Origin of the sequence: Variovorax sp. PDC80 (genome assembly GCF_900115375.1) — a bacterium.
Lineage (GTDB): Bacteria > Pseudomonadota > Gammaproteobacteria > Burkholderiales > Burkholderiaceae_C > Variovorax.
This window is the reverse complement of the sequence record NZ_FOWG01000003.1, coordinates 258,427-275,774: the sequence shown is the minus strand read 5'-3', so window position 1 is coordinate 275,774 and position 17,348 is coordinate 258,427. Positions and strand designations below refer to the sequence as shown.

The following is a 17,348-nucleotide window of genomic DNA, read 5'->3' as shown; positions in this document are numbered from 1 at the left end:
AGGGGTGGCTCAGTTACGATCCGCCCCTCCATTCCCACGGGAGCCAGCTTGAGCCACATCAGTGCCGGTGTCGAATACGGACTGCATTGCCTTCTTTATTTGTCGGGGCCTCCCACCGGAGGCACCGAAGCCAGCGTGCGCGACCTCGCCGAGCTCCAGGGCCTGTCGGTGGAGTTCGTGGCCAAGCTCTTCACCAAGCTGCGCAAGGCCGGCCTGACCGAGGCGACCGAGGGAAAGAACGGCGGCTTCCGCCTGGCCAAGCCCGCCGACCGGATCAGCGTGCTCGACGTGGTGGAAGCCATCGACGGACCGAAGGCGCTGTTCGAGTGCCGCGAGATCCGCGGACGCTGCGCGGTCTTCGACGGCGCGGCGCCGCGCTGGGCGATGGACGGTGTCTGCTCGATCCATGCAGTGATGCTCGAGGCCGAGGACCGGATGCGCCAGGTGCTGTCCTCCCAGACGCTGGCCGACCTGGCCCGGCGCGTCGGCGCCAAGGCACCGCACAGCCATGCGGGCAAGATCGTGCACTGGATCGAGACGCGCAAGGAACAGGCTTAACGCCGCCGAGCGCCATGTCTCCCACTCAAGTCCAGTAGATCAGCTCACCGTCGCGCAGGTCACCCAGAAAACTGTTCAGCACGATGCGGTGCTCCTGGCTTCTCGTGACGCCGTGGATGAACGCGCCGTTGAGCAGCACGAGATCGCCGGTTCGAACGGCGAGGTCCGTGTAGCGGGTGCTCGAAAGAAGCTCCGCGGGATAGGGATAGCCCACGCCTTCCACCTTGGCCTGCATCGCAAGTTCCGGCGAGTGCCGGAGGTCGTAGACCCGGAGCATGCCCTGGCCCGCTTTGCAGCTTGCATAGAAGTTGACGGCGAGCAAGGTTCGTATGTCGACGATCTCCCAGCCCTTGTTGCGTTCGCAGAAGACCTGCGAGACATCGTCATGAGGCTGGAGCAGAAAGCTGGAGGAGGGGCGGTCCTGCCATGCGATGGCCCGCGTGTGTAGCGCTTCGCCGTGCGCAAAGTGGGCGGCGCGGACGTTTCGTTCGAGGTGCCGTCCGACGGTCGTGTACAGCCGGCGCCCCGGGTCTTCCGTGCCGTCGAACAACGAATCGACGGATTCGCAGGATTGCCTGCACGTCTCGTAGTAGGCGGATGGCGTCTTGGCATAGTGAGACTCTCCGACCATCAGGCCCGGAACATTGTCCTTGCGGGGGAAGGAGGGCGCTGGATTTTCGGAAGTTTCCAGCGATCGCGTCGCAGACATCGCCTTTGGCAAAACCATGAATCCAGACGGCATCGACCCTGTTTCGTACCAGTTCGTGCGCGGCACGGCCGATCAGTTTTTGTTCGTGATCGCCGTCAATTTCTACCATTCTCATCATTCGCTAACGCTCCCTTTGTTGTCAAAACCGCAGTCAAATTCCATTTCAGATTGATCCCCGCCGCACCCAGCAGAATCAATGCGATGCCGACGTACTGATGCAGCGACAGCTGCACATCGAGGAAGGTCGAATCGATGAAGATGGCGAGCGCGGGATACAGGAACGAGAGGGAGGCGGCCTGGGAGGCCTCGAGTTTCTGCAGCGCACCGTAAAGAAGGATGTACATGACGCCGGTGTGGAAGACGCCCAGCAGCACCGTGGCGATGGCCTGACGGGTGAATCCCTGCGAAAGCAGCGCGCCGAAATCGGCGAAAGGCCACAGAACGACTGCCCCGAGCACCATCTGAAGGAGCGCGATGAGCGTTGGCGGATTACCCTTGAGCAGTCGTGCGAAAAGCGCGGCCACGGCATAGAGCGAGGCGGCTGCCAACGCTTGAAGTACGCCCAGGAAATAACGAGCATCGGCGGAGTTGCCGGCAGGCGAACCAGCGCCGTGAGCGTCGATGGAGGGAGCTGCAGTGAGATTGGAGATGAAGAAGAGACCGGTCAGCGATACCGCCGTCCACAGCGCGATGTTGGCGGTGATGCGTTCCTTGAAGATCAGGAAGCCCAGCACGATCATGATGATCGGCTGCGTGTTGTAGACGGTGGTCGCAACGCCGATGGAGGTCTTCTCGTAGGCTGCGAAAAGAAAATACCAGTTCGCCAGCAGCGCGGCGCCGCCCACGAGGGAATACGCGATGAGCCTGGGCTTGAGGATCGAGGCGCTGATGTAGCCGCGCAGCAGGCAGATCGCCAGCAGCACCAGCGCGCCGAAGAAGCAGCGGTAGAAGATGAGGCTGACTTCGGATTGGCCGGACATCAGGACCGTGATGCCGATGGTGCCGCAGATGGCCATGGCGGCGAGCATTTCGAAGACACCGGATTGCTTCATGGAAGGACTCGAAAAGTGAGGCCTGATCCTATGAAGCGCCGGCTGGCGGCGGAATCGATTTATCTTCGATGTGGAATGAATCGCCTCATTTAAATAACCTTCTCTTCCCGCTTCTCCTTATTTAATGACGATGGACAAAATCGACAGAAGAATCCTCAAGATCCTGCACCAGGACAGCCGGATCACGGTCAAGGCGCTCAGTGAGAAAGTCCATCTGTCGCAGCCCAGCTGTGCCGAGCGGCTGCGGCGCCTGATCGAGCAGGGAATCATCGAGAAGTGCTCGATCCAGGTCTCGCCCAAGGCCCTGGGCTTCCCCATCGCGGCGATTGTCCGCGTTCGTCCGCTGCCCGGAGAACTGGCCCGGGTCGAAAAGCTCATCACCGAGATCGACGAGATCGTCCAGTGCGACAAGGTGACCGGCGACGATGCCTTCGTCTGCCGCATGCACCTGCGCGGCATCGAGGAACTCGACCATTGCCTGCGCAAGATCGCCAGTTTCGCGACCACCAGCACTTCGATCGTCAAGTCGACGCTGGTGTCGAACAGGCTGCTGCCGCTCGACGGGGCGGACTGAAAGGGCGTGGCGTTTTCCGCGGGGCGTGCCGCACAATGCGCACCGAACGCCCCCAAAAACTAGGAGACACCCCGTGGGAGAACTTCTCTCGCTCCTGCGCTTCAGCGCCGGCTCGGGCCACATCTGGCTGGACGAGCAGCGCATGCTGCTCCTGCATGCGCGCGCCTTTGCCGAGCTGCGCAAGGAACTGCTCGACTCGCTCGGCATCGAGCGCGCGCGCGGCCTGCTGGTGCGCATGGGCTTCGCGTCGGGGCTGCGCGACGGCGAGGTGGCGGTGCGCGAGCGCCGCGCCGGCATGCGCGCGGAAGACGCCTTCATGCTCGGGCCACGCCTGCATTCCATCGAGGGCATCGTCTCGGTGCAGAAGACGCAGCTCGAGTTCGACATCGCGACCAGGCAGTTCTACGGCGAGTTCCTCTGGGAGAACTCGTGGGAGTGCGAGGCCCACGTGGCCGACTTCGGCTATGGGGAGGACCCGCAGTGCTGGTCGCAGATCGGCTATGCCTCGGGCTACACCACGGCCTTCATGGGGCGCATGGTGGTGTTCAAGGAGGTCGAGTGCACGAGCATGGGCGACAGCCGCTGCCGCATCGTCGGCCAGCCGGCCGAGGACTGGCACGACGACCACTACCTCGACTACTTCCGCCAGCACCACGTGGCCGAGAACCTGATCGAGTTCAACCTCGGCCTGCAGCACATCCGCCGGCTGCAGCCGCGGCGCGAGTACGACCAGAAGCTGGTGGGCGTGTCGCCGGGCTTTCGCGCCGCCTTCGAGCTGATGCGCAGCGCGGTCGACAGCGCGATCACGGTGCTGCTGCTCGGCGAGACCGGCGTGGGCAAGGAGGTGTTCGCGCGCTGGCTGCACGACAACGGCCCGCGCGCGCGCCAGCCCTTCATCGCGGTGAACTGCGCCGCGATCCCGGCCGAGCTGATGGAGGCCGAGCTGTTCGGCGTGGAGAAGGGCGCCTACACCGGCGCCCACCATGCGCGCGCCGGCCGCTTCGAGCGCGCGCACGGCGGCACGCTGTTCCTCGACGAGGTCGGCGACCTGCCGCTGGCCGCACAGGTCAAGCTGCTGCGCGTGCTGCAGACCGGCGAGGTCGAGCGCCTGGGCGCCGAGCAGCCGATCAAGGTCGACGTGCGCATCGTCGCCGCCACCAACGTCAACCTGCAGCAGGCGATGCAGGCCGGGCGCTTCCGCACCGACCTGTTCTACCGCCTCAACACCTTCCCGATCTCGATCCCGCCGCTGCGCGAGCGCACGGCCGACATCCCGGCGCTGGTCACGCGCTTCGTCGAGAAGTACAGCGCGCTCTATGGCAAGAAGCTGCGCGGCCTGACCGACAAGGCCGCGCGCGACGTTCAGAAGCACGCCTGGCCCGGCAACATCCGCGAGCTCGAGAACGTGATCGAGCGCGCCGTGCTGCTGGCACCCGACCACGGCGACATCGAGGCCAGCCACCTGTGGATGTCGCCGCCCGGCACGCCCGACGGCAGCGGGCTCGATGCCAAGGGCCAGGTCGGCGCGCCGGCCGAAGCCGTGGGCGAGGGCAGCGAGCTCGACGCGCTGTGCCAGCGCGTGCTCGAGCAGAACATCGACATCGCCTCGCTCGAGCGGCGCCTGATGCAGACCGCGATGCAGCGCGCCAAGGGCAATCTCTCGCAGGCGGCACGCCTGCTGGGCATCACGCGGCCGCAGCTGGCCTACCGCCTCAAGAAGGAAGGCCTGCCGGCCTCCTGAGCCGTTCGCGGCCTTTTCACCATTTGATCAAGCTGCACCGCAGCAAATGATCAAACGAGCATCCGGGACTACCCGGTGCTCGCGGCCCGCGGGCATCGCGGGCCTTTGCAAATCAATCACTTAGCCGCGTTGGCACGCCCGTTGCCCCTGTAGGCACGGGCGGCGCCGTTGTCGTCCACCAAGTGATGGATTGAACAAGTGATGCCTTCGATGCCTGCGAGCCACCCCAGCGACAGCGCGGCCCGGATGACCGGCCAGCCCTGTTTCGTGCGCGTGACCGGTACCCGCGATGCCCGCTTCGTGGAGTTCGAGTTCGCCATCGGCGACCCCGAGCTTGCGGTCGAGCTGGTGCTGCTGTTCGACCAGTTCCGCGAGTTCTGCACCCGCCACGAGGTGCGCCACCTGACGACCGAGGAGGGCGCGCGCCTGGACTTCGAGCGCATGAAGTGGCGCTTCGGCGCGCCCGGCATCGAGCACTGACACGCCCACCCACCGTTTTTTCCAAAGAGACAACCCCAGGAGACCCCACCGTGCAAGTCGACATCAAAACCTCGGACATCCGGCCGATCCGCCAGACCTTCTCGCACGTGGCGCGGCGGCTCGGCGACAAGCCGGCCTCGCGCTACCAGGAAGCCACGCTGGACATGCAGCCCACGGCCAACTTCCACTACCGGCCGCTGTGGGATCCGCAGCACGAGCTCTACGACAAGCGTCGCACCGCGATCGTCATGGCCGACTGGTATGCGTTCAAGGACCCGCGCCATTTCTATTACGGCGTCTACACGATGACGCGCGCGCGCCAGCAGGAGGGCGCCGACCGGCAGTTCGAGTTCGCCGACAAGCGCCAGTTGCTGGCGCAGGCCGATGCCGGCGTGCGCGAGTCGCTGCAGCAGGTGCTGGTGCCGCTGCGCCACTACGAGTGGGGTGCCAACATGAACCACAGCTATTGCTGCGGCTACGGCTACGGCACCGCGATCACGCAGCCCTTCGTCTTCGCGGCCATGGACCGGCTCGGCATCGCGCAGTACCTCTCGCGCATCGGCCTGCAGCTCGACGGCAACTCGGGCCAGGCGCTTGACGCGGGCAAGGAGGCCTGGATGTCGCATCCGGCCTGGCAGGGCGTGCGCCGCACGATGGAGAACCTGTTCGTCACCAAGGACTGGTTCGAGCTGTTCGTGGCGCAGAACCTGGTGTTCGACGGCTTGCTGTATCCGCTGGTCTATCGCCACTACGTGAACGCTCAGGGCGCGGCCACCGGCCATGCGCTGGCGATGCTCACCGAGTTCATGAACGAGTGGTTCGAAGAGAACGCGCGCTGGGTCGATGCCACGCTGAAGACCGCGGCCGACGAGTCGCCGGCCAATGCCCAGAAGCTCGCGGCCTGGTACGCCGACTGGCGCGCGCAGATCGCCGAGGCGCTCGCGCCGCTGGCCGCGCTGGCGCTCGGCGCCCAGGGCGCGCCGGCGCTGCAGGAGCTCGCCACGGCGCTCGACGCCCGCTTCGCGCGCTCGGTGCGCACTGCCTGAATCACCACCGCAAGGAGACCCATCCCATGACCACCGCCACCGCAGAACTCTCCCGCACGCCGGTCTTCATCGCGCTGCAGATCAGCGAGAGCGCCCGCGCCATCGTCGAGGCCATCGTGGCCGACAACCCCGAGGCCATCGTCAGCGAGTACCCCGCCATGGTCAAGATCGACGCGCCCGGCCGGCTCACGCTGCGCCGCGCCACGGTCGAGTCGCTGCTCGGCCGCCGCTGGGACCTGCAGGAGCTGCACCTGAGCCTGATCTCGCTGTCGGGAAGCATCGAGGAGACCGACGACGAGTTCACGCTGCACTGGGGCGCCTGAGCGCGCGCACCCCGACGACCACCGCACCCACAACGACAACGCACAGGACGACAACGCCATGACGACCCCCAACAGCAGCACCGGCAAGCGCCTCGGCCTCAAGGAACGCTACGCCATGATGACCCGCGGCCTCGGCTGGGAGACCAGCTACCAGTCGATGGACGACGTGTTCCCCTTCGACCAGTTCGAGGGCATCAAGATCCACGACTGGGACCAGTGGGAGGACCCGTTCCGCCTCACGATGGACGCCTACTGGAAGTTCCAGGGCGAGAAGGAGAAGAAGCTCTACGCGATCATCGACGCGTTCCAGCAGAACAACGGCCAGTTCAACATCAGCGACCCGCGCTACCTGAACACGCTGAAGCTGTTCCTCACGGGCGTGTCGCCGCTCGAGTACGCGGCGCACCGGGGCTACGCGATGGCCGGGCGGTCGTTCCGCGGCGTGGGCGCGCGCGTGGCCTGCCAGATGCAGTCGATCGACGAGCTGCGCCATGCGCAGACGCAGTTCCACACCATCAGCCACTTCAACAAGTACTTCAACGGCCTGCACGATCCGCAGCACATGCACGACCGCGTGTGGTACCTGTCGGTGCCCAAGAGCTACTTCGAGGACGCGATGAGCGCGGGGCCCTTCGAGTTCGTGACCGCGATCTCGTTCTCGTTCGAGTACGTGCTGACCAACCTGCTGTTCATGCCCTTCATGAGCGGCGCCGCCTACAACGGCGACATGGCCACCGTGACCTTCGGCTTCTCGGCCCAGAGCGACGAGTCGCGCCACATGACGCTGGGCCTGGAGGTGGTGAAGTTCATCCTCGAGCAGGACCCGGGCAACGTGCCGATCGTGCAGAAGTGGGTCGACAAGTGGTTCTGGCGCGGCTACCGGCTGCTGACGCTGGTGTCGATGATGATGGACTACATGCTGCCCAAGCGCGTGATGAGCTGGTCCGAGGCCTGGGAGATGTACTTCGAGAAGAACGGCGGCGCGCTGTTCCAGGACCTCTCGCGCTACGGCATCCGCATGCCCAAGTACCACGAGGTGGCGAGCAAGGAGAAGGGCCGCCTCTCGCACGAGGCCTGGGCCATCTTCAACAACTACGGCCACGCGGCCAACATCAATGTGTGGGCGCCGCGCCCCGACGAGATGGAGTGGCTGTCGGCCAAGTACCCCGACACCTTCGATGCGCTGTACCGCCCGCGTTTCGAATGGCTGGCCGCGCAGGAGCAGCAGGGCAAGCGCTGGTTCAACAACACGCTGCCGATGCTGTGCCAGACCTGCCAGATCCCGATGGCCTTCACCGAGCCCGACGACCCGACCAAGATCTGCTATCGCGAGAGCAGCTACCACGGCATGAAGTACCACTTCTGCTCCGACGGCTGCAAGGACGTGTTCGACGGCGAGCCCGAGAAGTACGTGCAGGCCTGGCTGCCGGTGCACCAGATCTACCAGGGCAACTGCTTCCCCGAGGGCACCGACCCGACGGTCGAGGGCTTCAACCCGCTCGCGGCGGTGCTCGACTACTACCACATCAACGCGGGCGCGGACAACGGCGAGTTCAACGGTTCCCCGGACCAGGCGAACTGGGACCGGTGGACGGGACAGGACACCTCGACAGAGCGCCGCGCCCCGCCCGAGCAAGAGGCGATCGTCGCCTGAGCCACGAGGCGAAGCCGCGCTGCCGAAGCCGTCTTTCATCCAGGAGAAAAAACATGTCCGTCATTGCACTCGCCCCGGGTTACACCGGCACCGTCGCCGATGCCGAGGAGCGCTTCCACGGCAACCGCCTGCTCTACATCGGCTGGGAAGACCACCTGCTGTTCTGTTCGCCCGTGTGCCTGCCGCTGCCCGCGGCCATGCCCTTCGGCGCGCTGCTGTCGCAGGTGCTGCCCGGCGTCTACGGCAGCCATCCCGATTTCGAACAGATCGACTGGACCACGGCCGAGTGGTTCGACTCGGGCAAGCCCTTCGTGCCCGACGCCGCGAAGTCGCTGGCCGACAACGGGCTGGTCCACAAGTCGGCGATCCGCTTCCGCACGCCGGGCCTGCGCGGCATCGAGGGCTCGTGCAGCTGAGGCCGCGCACCGAGCAAGGAGCGATGCCATGAGCTTCCAGATCATGATCGAGCCGCTGGGCCAGGGCGTGGCGGCGCGCGACGGCCAGACGGTGCTCGATGCCTGCCTGCGCGCCGGCGTGTGGCTGCCGCACGCCTGCGGCCACGGGGTGTGCGGCACCTGCAAGGTGCAGGTGCTCGAGGGCGAGTGCGACCACGGCGATGCCTCGAACTTCGCGCTGATGGATTTCGAGCGCGACGAAGGCAAGATCCTGGCGTGCTGCGCGATGGCGCAGGCCGACCTGGTGATCGAGGCCGAGATCGACGAGGACCCCGACGCGCGCTTCCTGCCGCTCGAGGACTTCGATGCCGAGGTGGTGGAGGCGCGCATGCTGACGCCGACGATCCGCGGCCTGTGGCTGCGCACGGAGCGCGCGGCCTCGTTCCAGGCCGGGCAGTACGTGATGCTGCAGGTGCCGGGGGTGGAAGGGGAGCGCGCCTTCTCGATCGCGAATGCACCCGGCGAGGACCTGATCGAGCTGCACATCCGCCGCGTGCCCGGCGGCCGCGCCACGGGCTGGCTGCACGACGCGCTGCAGCCGGGCCAGCGGCTGCGCTTCACGGCCCCCAACGGCCGCTTCTTCGTGCGCAAGTCGGCGCGGCTGCCGATGATCTTCGTGGCCGGCGGCTCGGGGCTGTCGAGCCCGAAGTCGATGGTGCTCGACCTGCTGGCCGAGGGCTGCACCTTGCCGATCACGCTGATCCAGGGGGCGCGCAATCCCGAGGAGCTGTACTACCGCGAGCTGTTCGAGCAGCTGGCGGACGCGCATCCGAACTTCACCTATCTGCCGGTGCTGTCGGACCTGCCCGAAGGCTCGGACTGGGCTGGTGCGCGGGGCTATGCGCACGAAGCGTTGAAGGCGCATTTCGCGAACGACTTTCGGGGGCACAAGGCCTATCTGTGCGGGCCGCCGCCGATGACCGAGGCCTGTATCGCGACGCTGATGCAGGGGCGGCTGTTCGAGCGCGATATCTATACCGAGAAGTTCTTTACGGCGGCTGATGCGGCTTCTGCTGCGCCTCGCAGTCCTTTGTTCAAGGCGCTCTAGATGCTGTGGCTTCGTTTCATCGAGGAGGCGTCGGGGCGGGCGCACGCCGACGGGGTACTCCCCTCCGCGAATGTCCCCCGCCTTCGGCTCCTCCTTGATTTCGCTGCGGGGAGTACCCCATCGACGTGCGCCTGGACGCAACGGTTGTTGAACCGCCCGCACCACCGCTGCGCCCACGTGCACAGGGCAGTGGGTGCTTCCCGCAGCGAAATCAAGGAGGAGGCCGAAGGCCGGGGGACATTCGCGGAGGGAAGTACCCGCTGTCCTGTGCACGCGCCCCCGGCCAACCAAACGAGAACCCTCATGACCTTCTCAGTAGCCATAGACAACACCGGCGAACGCTACCCCTGCAAACCCGACCAGACCCTGCTCGGCGGCATGGAGCAACTGGGCCGCAAAGGCATCCCCGTCGGCTGCCGAGGCGGCGGCTGCGGCGTCTGCAAGGTTCGCATCGAATCGGGCCATGTGCGCCACGACCGCATGAGCCGCTGCCACGTCAGCGCCGCGGAAGAAGCCCAGGGCTACGTGCTCGCCTGCAGGGCCTATCCGCAAAGCGACCTCGCCCTGCGCGCCGTCGACAAGTTGGCCCGCTGCATCGAACGGCATGCAGCAACGACTTCCAGAAATTCCAGTTCCCCCACCTGAACTTTTCAACCACCAAGGAGACTCTCATGGCAATCACCGGCGTCATCCGTCCCGGACACGTGCAACTGCGCGTGCTCGACATCGAGGCCGCGCTCAAGCACTACCGCGACGTGCTGGGCCTGATCGAAACCGCGCGCGATCCGCAGGGCCGCATCTACCTCAAGGCCTGGGACGAGCACGATCACCACAGCGTGGTGCTGCGCGAGGCCGACGAGGCCGGCATGGACTTCATGGGCTTTCGCGTCGATTCGCCCGCCACGCTCGAGAAGCTCGCGGCCGACGTCAAGGCCAGCGGCCTCGCGACCGAGCCGCAGTGGATCGAGGCCGGCGAGCATCTGCGCACCGGCCGGCGCTTCCGCTTCACCGTGCCCACCGGCCATTCGATCGAACTCTTTGCCGAGAAGGAGAAGGTCGGCAACGGCATGTCCTACGAGAACCCCGAGGTCTATCCCGACGATCTCAAGGGCATGGCGCCCTCGCGCTTCGACCATTGCCTGCTGTACGGCGACGACCTCGACGGCACCATGAAGCTGTTCATCGACGTGCTGGGCTTCCAGCTCGCCGAGAGCGTGGTGGCCGGTCCCGAGCGCATGTACATCGCGGCCTTCCTGACCTGCTCGACCAAGCCGCACGACATCGCCTTCATCCGCCATGCCGAGAAGAACAAGTTCCACCACGCATCCTTCCTGCTCGACAACTGGGGCGAGGTGCTGAAGGCGGCCGACATCATCTCGAAGAAGCGCGTGTCGCTCGACATCGGCCCCACGCGCCACGGCATCACGCGCGGCGAGACGATCTACTTCTTCGACCCGAGCGGCAACCGCAACGAGGTGTTCTCGGGCGGCTACATCTACTACCCGGACAAGCCGCCGCTGGTGTGGACCGACGACGAGCTCGGGCGCGCGATCTTCTATCACGACCGCAAGCTCAACGAGAACTTCCTGAGCGTGCTGACCTGAGGAACGGGCGATGAAGCAGTTCATGAACTTCATCGGCGGCGAGTTCGTCGCCGGCGCGAAGACCTTCGAGAACCGGGCGCCGGTCGACAACCGCCTGATCGGCCTCGTGCACGAGGCCGGCGCGGCCGAGGTCGATGCCGCCGTGCGCGCGGCCCGCGCCGCGCTCGACGGCGAGTGGGGCCGCATGAGCGTCGCGCGCCGCGTCGAGCTGCTGCATGCGGTGGCCGACGAGATCAACCGGCGCTTCGACGACTTTCTCGCCGCCGAGATGGCCGACACCGGCAAGCCGCATGCGCTGGCCTCGCATGTCGACATCCCGCGCGGCGCGGCCAACTTCAAGGTGTTCGCCGACATCGTGAAGAACGTGCCCACCGAGAGCTTCGAGATGGCCACGCCCGACGGCGGCCAGGCGCTCAACTACGCAGTGCGCTCGCCACTGGGCGTGATCGGCGTCGTCTGCCCCTGGAACCTGCCGCTGCTCCTGATGACCTGGAAGGTCGGCCCCGCGCTGGCCTGCGGCAACACCGTCGTCGTCAAGCCCTCGGAGGAAACGCCCGCCACCGCCACCCTGCTCGGCGAAGTGATGAACGCCGTCGGCATTCCGCCGGGCGTCTACAACGTCGTGCACGGCTTCGGGCCCGACTCGGCCGGCGAGTTCCTGACCCGGCATCCGGGCGTGAACGGCATCACCTTCACCGGCGAGACCCGCACCGGCGAGGCCATCATGGCCGCGGCCGCCAAGGGCGTGCGGCCCGTGTCCTTCGAGCTCGGCGGCAAGAACGCCGGCATCGTGTTCGCCGATGCCGATTTCGACAAGGCCGTGGCCGGCATCACGCGCTCGGCCTTCGAGAACTGTGGCCAGGTCTGCCTGGGCACCGAGCGGGTCTATGTGCAGCGGCCGATCTTCGACAGGTTCGTCGCGGCGCTCAAGGCCAAGGCCGAGGCGTTGAAGCCAGGACCTTCGGAAGAACCCGGCGTCGGCCTCGGCCCGCTGATCTCGCGCGAGCACCAGCGCAAGGTGCTCTCGTACTACGAGAAGGCCGTGCAGGAGGGCGCGACCGTTGTCACGGGCGGCGGCGTGCCGGCCATGAAGGGGGCGCTGGCCGAAGGCAACTGGGTGCAGCCGACCATCTGGACCGGCTTGCCCGAGACGGCCGCGGTGATACGCGAGGAGATCTTCGGCCCCTGCTGCCACATCGCGCCCTTCGACACCGAGGAGGAGGCGATCGCGCTCGCCAACGCCACCGACTACGGCCTCGCCACCACCGTGTGGACCGAGAACCTCGGCCGCGCGCACCGCGTCGCCAAGCGCGTCGAGGTCGGCATCTGCTGGGTCAACAGCTGGTTCCTGCGCGACCTGCGCACCGCCTTCGGCGGCGCCAAGGCCTCGGGCATCGGCCGCGAGGGCGGCGTGCATTCGCTGGAGTTCTACACCGAGCTCCGCAATGTCTGCATCAAGCTCTGAGGACACGGCAGTGACCCATCCCGAGATCGCCCACAGCGTGCGCACCGGCGGCTTCGCCACCAACGTGCACGACCTGGGGCAGGGCGCGCCCGTGCTGCTGATCCACGGCTCGGGCCCGGGCGTCAGCGCCTGGGCCAACTGGCGGCTCGTGCTGCCGGTGCTGGCCGAGAGCCGGCGCGCGATCGCGCCCGACATGGCCGGCTTCGGCTTCACCGAGCGCGTGCCCGGCGCGCGTTACGACATGGGAGGCTGGGTGCGCCAGGCGCTCGACCTGCTCGATGCGCTCGACATCGAACGCACCGACCTGATCGGCAACTCCTTCGGCGGCGCGCTCGCGCTGGCGCTGGCCATCCGCGCGCCGCAGCGCGTGCGCCGGCTGGTGCTGATGGGCAGCGTGGGCGTGCCCTTCGCGATCACGCCGGGCCTCGATGCCGTCTGGGGCTACACGCCCTCGTTCGAGAACATGCGCCGCATCATGGACGTGTTCGCCTTCGACCGCACGCTGGTCAGCGACGAACTCGCGCAGCTGCGCTACGAGGCCAGCATCCGGCCCGGCTTCCAGGAGTCGTTCGGTGCCATGTTCCCGGCACCGCGTCAGCGCTGGGTCGATGCGCTCGCCAGTGCCGAGGCCGACATCCGCGCGCTGCCGCATCCCACGCTGCTGATCCACGGCCGCGAGGACCGCGTGATTCCGCTCGCCACCTCGCTGACCTTGTCCCAGTGGATCGCCGACAGCCAGCTGCATGTGTTCGGCCGCTGCGGCCACTGGACCCAGATCGAGCATGCCGCGCGCTTCGCGCGGCTGGTCGGCGACTTCCTGGCCGAGGCCGACTGATTTCTTCCATCCCAACGCAAAGAGAGACCATGGACCCCACACTGATCCAGCAGCTCGGCGACGAGCTCTACGAGGCGCTGCGCGCGCGCGGCGTCGTCGATCCGCTCACCAGCCGCCACGAGGGCATCACCGTGGCCGATGCCTACGGCGTGCAGCAGCGCATGATCGCGCGCCGCCTCGAGGCCGGCGAGCGCATCGTCGGCAAGAAGATCGGCGTGACCTCGCGCGCCGTGATGAACATGCTCGGCGTGTTCCAGCCCGACTTCGGCTACCTGCTCGACGGCATGATCGTCGGCGAGGGCGAGTCGATCGACAGCACCACGCTGATCCAGCCCAAGGCCGAGGGCGAGATCGCCTTCATCCTCAAGCGCGACCTGATGGGCCCGGGCATAGTCAACGCCGACGTGCTGGCCGCCACCGAATGCGTGATGCCCTGCTTCGAGATCGTCGATTCGCGCATCCGCGATTGGAAGATCAGGATCGCCGACACCGTGGCCGACAACGCCTCGTGCGGCGTGTTCGTGCTCGGCGACAGCGCGGTCGATCCGCGCCGCGTCGACCTCTCGACCTGCGGCATGGTGCTCGAGAAGAACGGCGAGATCATCGCCACCGGCGCGGGCGCCGCCGCGCTCGGCTCGCCGGTCAACGCGGTCGCGTGGCTGGCCAACACCCTCGGCGCGCTCGGCATCGGCCTCAAGGCCGGCGAGGTGATCCTCTCGGGCGCGCTCGCCGCCATGTTCCCGGCCAAGGCCGGCGACAACTTCCGCGTCTCCATCGGCGGCCTCGGCGGCTGCTCGGTGCGCTTCCATTGACGGAGAAAAAACCATGACGAACAAGATCAAGTGCGCGCTGATCGGCCCGGGCAACATCGGCACCGACCTGCTCGCGAAGCTGCAGCGCAGCCCGGTGCTCGAGCCCGTGTGGATGGTGGGCATCGACCCCGAGTCCGACGGCCTGAAGCGCGCCCGCGAGATGGGCCTGAAGACCACCGCCGAGGGCGTGGACGGCCTGCTGCCGCACGTGAAGGCCGACGGCGTGCGGATCGCCTTCGATGCCACCAGCGCCTACGTGCATGCCGAGAACAGCGCGAAGCTCCATGCGCTCGGCGTGCTGATGATCGACCTCACGCCCGCGGCCATCGGCCCGTTCTGCGTGCCGCCGGTGAACCTGCAGGCGCTGATGGCCGATGCCGGCGAGCGGCCCGCCAACGTCAACATGGTCACCTGCGGCGGCCAGGCCACCATCCCCATGGTGGCGGCGGTGTCGCGCGTGCAGCCCGTGGCCTACGGCGAGATCGTGGCCACGGTGGCCAGCCGCTCGGTCGGCCCGGGCACGCGCAAGAACATCGACGAGTTCACCCGCACCACGGCCGACGCGGTCGAGCGCGTGGGCGGCGCCGCGAAGGGCAAGGCGATCATCATCGTCAACCCCGCCGAGCCGCCGCTGATCATGCGCGACACGGTGCACTGCCTGACCGAGGACACGCCCGACGAGGCGCGCATCACCGCCTCGGTGCACGCCATGATCGCCGAGGTGCGGCGCTACGTGCCGGGCTACAAGCTGGTCAACGGGCCGGTGTTCGACGGCAAGCGCGTGTCGATCTACCTCGAGGTCGAGGGCCTGGGCGACTACCTGCCCAGGTACGCCGGCAACCTCGACATCATGACCGCCGCCGCGGCGCGCACGGCGGAGATGTTCGCCGAGGCGATGCTCGCCGGCGCCACGCAACCCGAAGCCGTCGCGGCATAGGAGCACCCACCCCATGAACACCAACACCCTCAAGGGCCGCCGCGTCACCGTGCACGACATGACGCTGCGCGACGGCATGCATCCCAAGCGCCACCTGATGACGCTCGAACAGATGAAGCACATCGCCACCGGCCTCGACGAGGCGGGCGTGCCGCTGATCGAGGTCACGCATGGCGACGGCCTGGGCGGCAGCTCGGTCAACTACGGCTTTCCGGCCCACTCCGACGAGCAGTACCTCGGCACCGTCATCCCGTTGATGAAGCGCGCCAAGGTCTCGGCGCTGCTGATCCCGGGCATCGGCACCGTCGACCACCTGCGCATGGCGCACGGCCTGGGCGTGCACACGGTGCGCGTGGCCACGCACTGCACCGAGGCCGACGTGTCGGAGCAGCACATCGCGATGGCGCGCAAGCTCGGCCTCGACACGGTCGGCTTCCTCATGATGGCCCACATGGCCTCGCCCGAGCTGCTGGTGCGCCAGGCGCTGCTGATGGAAGGCTATGGCGCCAACTGCATCTACGTGACCGACTCGGCCGGCCACATGCTGCCCGAGGACGTGAAGGCGCGGCTGGGCGCGGTGCGCGCGGCATTGAAGCCCGACACCGAGCTGGGCTTCCATGGCCACCACAACCTCGCCATGGGCATCGCCAACTCGATCGCCGCGGTGGAGGCGGGCGCGAACCGCATCGACGCCGCCGCCGCGGGGCTGGGCGCAGGCGCGGGCAATACGCCAATGGAGGTGTTCGTCGCGGTCTGCGACCGCATGGGCATCGAGACCGGCGTCGACGTGTTCGGCATCCAGGACGTGGCCGAGGACCGCGTGGTGCCGATCATGGACCACATGATCCGCGTCGACCGCGACTCGCTGACGCTGGGCTACGCGGGCGTGTACTCGAGCTTCCTGCTGTTCGCCAAGCGCGCCGAGAAGAAGTACGGCGTGCCGGCGCGCGAGATCCTGGTCGAGCTGGGCCGGCGCGGCATGGTCGGCGGGCAGGAGGACATGATCGAGGACACGGCGATCACGCTGGCGCGCTCGCGTCAGGAGGTGGCGGCATGAAGCTCGATGCGAAGACCATCGCCGCGCTCGCCGAGCACCTCGAGACCTGCGAGCTCGAGGCGCGCGACACGCCCAAGATCACCGACGAATACCCGCAGATGGACTGGGACGACGCCTATGCGATCCAGGACGAGATCCGCCGCCGCAAGACCGCGCGCGGCCTGCGCATCGTCGGCCTCAAGGCCGGCCTGACCTCGCACGCCAAGATGAAGCAGATGGGCGTGACCACGCCGGTCTTCGGCTTCATGGCCGAGAACTACGCCGTGCCCGAGGGCGGCGAGTGCAGGGTGAGCGAGCTGATCCATCCGAAGGTCGAGCCCGAGATCGCCTTCGTGACTAAGCGCGCGCTCAGGGGCCCGGGCTGCCACATCGGCGCGGTGCTCGCGGCCACCGACTTCGTGCTGCCCGGCATCGAGGTGATCGACAGCCGCTACCGCGACTTCAAGTTCGACCTCAAGAGCGTGGTGGCCGACAACACCTCGGCCTCGCGCTTCGTGGTCGGCGGCCGGGCCGTGCCCGCGAGCGAGGTCGACCTGCGCACCGTGGGCATCGTGCTCGAGAAGAACGGCCAGCCCGTGGCCTTCGGCGCCGGCGCGGCGGTGCTCGGCCATCCGGCCGCGGCCATCGCGATGCTGGCCAACCACCTGGGCGCGCGCGGCGAGGAGATTCCTGCCGGCACGCTGATCCTGTCGGGCGGCATCACCGAGGCGGTGGCCGTGCAGGCGGGCGACGCGGTCACGCTCAAGGTGCAGGGCATGGGCAGCGTCGGGCTGCGCTTCGTCTGAACACGGAAGGAGCCGGACCATGCCGTTTGCACAGATCTACCTGATCGAAGGCCGCACCGAGGACCAGAAGCGCGCGCTGATCGAGAAGGTCACGGCCGCCATCGTCGAGGCCGTCAACGCGCCGAAGGAGAACGTGCGCGTGTGGCTGCACGACGTGCCGAAGGAGAACTGGGGGATCGCCGGGGTGTCGGCGAAGGACCTGGGGCGCTAGCA

The 17,348-nt window shown here is 67.3% G+C and carries 20 protein-coding genes; 18 read left to right on the top strand and 2 right to left on the bottom strand.

All coding sequences use genetic code 11. The annotated features are described in order from the left end of the window. The first annotated feature begins 48 nt into the window (after positions 1 to 48). Entirely contained in the window at positions 49 to 558 is a 510-nt protein-coding gene (locus tag BM109_RS11135) for an RrF2 family transcriptional regulator (protein ID WP_093342824.1), read from the top strand. 25 nt (positions 559 to 583) lie between these two features. Here BM109_RS11135 and BM109_RS11130 read toward each other — a convergent pair whose 3' ends face one another. Then, positions 584 to 1,333, bottom strand: a complete 750-nt coding sequence (locus tag BM109_RS11130; protein ID WP_143129146.1) for a 2OG-Fe(II)-dependent halogenase WelO5 family protein — start codon at positions 1,331 to 1,333, stop codon at positions 584 to 586. A 29-nt stretch (positions 1,334 to 1,362) separates the two neighbouring features. After that, positions 1,363 to 2,319, bottom strand: a complete 957-nt coding sequence (locus tag BM109_RS11125; protein ID WP_093342821.1) for a DMT family transporter — start codon at positions 2,317 to 2,319, stop codon at positions 1,363 to 1,365. 124 nt (positions 2,320 to 2,443) lie between these two features. Between BM109_RS11125 and BM109_RS11120 the strand changes: the two genes are divergently transcribed. The 17 genes from BM109_RS11120 (at position 2,444) to BM109_RS41605 (ending at position 17,346) form a co-directional block, all read left to right on the top strand. Further along, positions 2,444 to 2,893, top strand: a complete 450-nt coding sequence (locus BM109_RS11120; RefSeq protein WP_256222501.1) for an Lrp/AsnC family transcriptional regulator — start codon at positions 2,444 to 2,446, stop codon at positions 2,891 to 2,893. A gap of 73 nt (positions 2,894 to 2,966) precedes the next feature. After that, the gene (locus BM109_RS11115; RefSeq protein ID WP_093342820.1) at positions 2,967 to 4,634 is read left to right on the top strand and encodes a sigma-54-dependent Fis family transcriptional regulator; all 1,668 of its coding nucleotides are present in this window, start codon (positions 2,967 to 2,969) and stop codon (positions 4,632 to 4,634) included. Positions 4,635 to 4,835: 201 nt separating this feature from the next. Continuing rightward, entirely contained in the window at positions 4,836 to 5,114 is a 279-nt protein-coding gene (locus BM109_RS11110) for a phenol hydroxylase subunit (RefSeq protein ID WP_203205410.1), read from the top strand. A 50-nt stretch (positions 5,115 to 5,164) separates the two neighbouring features. Further along, on the top strand, positions 5,165 to 6,160 hold the full coding sequence (locus BM109_RS11105) for an aromatic/alkene monooxygenase hydroxylase subunit beta (RefSeq protein ID WP_093342818.1): 996 nt from the start codon (positions 5,165 to 5,167) through the stop codon (positions 6,158 to 6,160). Between the two features lie 26 nt (positions 6,161 to 6,186). Further along, the gene (locus BM109_RS11100; RefSeq protein ID WP_093342817.1) at positions 6,187 to 6,483 is read left to right on the top strand and encodes an MmoB/DmpM family protein; all 297 of its coding nucleotides are present in this window, start codon (positions 6,187 to 6,189) and stop codon (positions 6,481 to 6,483) included. 58 nt (positions 6,484 to 6,541) lie between these two features. Beyond that, positions 6,542 to 8,137, top strand: a complete 1,596-nt coding sequence (locus tag BM109_RS11095) for an aromatic/alkene/methane monooxygenase hydroxylase/oxygenase subunit alpha (RefSeq protein ID WP_093342815.1) — start codon at positions 6,542 to 6,544, stop codon at positions 8,135 to 8,137. 53 nt (positions 8,138 to 8,190) lie between these two features. Next, positions 8,191 to 8,553: a phenol hydroxylase subunit P4 gene (locus BM109_RS11090; RefSeq protein ID WP_093342814.1), complete on the top strand. Its 363-nt coding sequence runs from the start codon at positions 8,191 to 8,193 to the stop codon at positions 8,551 to 8,553. 28 nt (positions 8,554 to 8,581) lie between these two features. Continuing rightward, complete coding sequence (locus BM109_RS11085) at positions 8,582 to 9,640, top strand: NADH:ubiquinone reductase (Na(+)-transporting) subunit F (RefSeq protein WP_093342812.1); 1,059 nt, start codon at positions 8,582 to 8,584, stop codon at positions 9,638 to 9,640. 303 nt (positions 9,641 to 9,943) lie between these two features. Then, entirely contained in the window at positions 9,944 to 10,285 is a 342-nt protein-coding gene (locus BM109_RS11080; RefSeq protein WP_093343453.1) for a 2Fe-2S iron-sulfur cluster binding domain-containing protein, read from the top strand. A 26-nt stretch (positions 10,286 to 10,311) separates the two neighbouring features. Next, positions 10,312 to 11,244, top strand: coding sequence for a catechol 2,3-dioxygenase (locus BM109_RS11075; protein ID WP_093342811.1), 933 nt, complete (start codon positions 10,312 to 10,314; stop codon positions 11,242 to 11,244). A gap of 10 nt (positions 11,245 to 11,254) precedes the next feature. Continuing rightward, complete coding sequence (locus BM109_RS11070) at positions 11,255 to 12,709, top strand: 2-hydroxymuconic semialdehyde dehydrogenase (RefSeq protein WP_093342809.1); 1,455 nt, start codon at positions 11,255 to 11,257, stop codon at positions 12,707 to 12,709. Further along, entirely contained in the window at positions 12,690 to 13,544 is an 855-nt protein-coding gene (locus BM109_RS11065; protein WP_093342808.1) for an alpha/beta fold hydrolase, read from the top strand. Before BM109_RS11070 ends, BM109_RS11065 begins: the two co-directional genes overlap by 20 nt. 29 nt (positions 13,545 to 13,573) lie before the next feature. Then, on the top strand, positions 13,574 to 14,356 hold the full coding sequence (gene dmpE, locus BM109_RS11060) for a 2-oxopent-4-enoate hydratase (protein WP_093342807.1): 783 nt from the start codon (positions 13,574 to 13,576) through the stop codon (positions 14,354 to 14,356). 13 nt (positions 14,357 to 14,369) lie between these two features. After that, positions 14,370 to 15,293 carry an acetaldehyde dehydrogenase (acetylating) gene (locus BM109_RS11055; protein WP_093342806.1) on the top strand — a complete coding sequence of 308 codons (924 nt, stop codon included), beginning with the start codon at positions 14,370 to 14,372 and terminating at the stop codon, positions 15,291 to 15,293. A gap of 13 nt (positions 15,294 to 15,306) precedes the next feature. Next, on the top strand, positions 15,307 to 16,350 hold the full coding sequence (gene dmpG, locus BM109_RS11050; RefSeq protein WP_093342805.1) for a 4-hydroxy-2-oxovalerate aldolase: 1,044 nt from the start codon (positions 15,307 to 15,309) through the stop codon (positions 16,348 to 16,350). Further along, on the top strand, positions 16,347 to 17,135 hold the full coding sequence (dmpH, locus tag BM109_RS11045; protein WP_093342803.1) for a 2-oxo-3-hexenedioate decarboxylase: 789 nt from the start codon (positions 16,347 to 16,349) through the stop codon (positions 17,133 to 17,135). Before dmpG ends, dmpH begins: the two co-directional genes overlap by 4 nt. 19 nt (positions 17,136 to 17,154) lie before the next feature. Continuing rightward, positions 17,155 to 17,346 carry a 2-hydroxymuconate tautomerase gene (locus BM109_RS41605; RefSeq protein ID WP_057597602.1) on the top strand — a complete coding sequence of 64 codons (192 nt, stop codon included), beginning with the start codon at positions 17,155 to 17,157 and terminating at the stop codon, positions 17,344 to 17,346. The last annotated feature ends 2 nt before the right edge of the window (positions 17,347 to 17,348 follow it).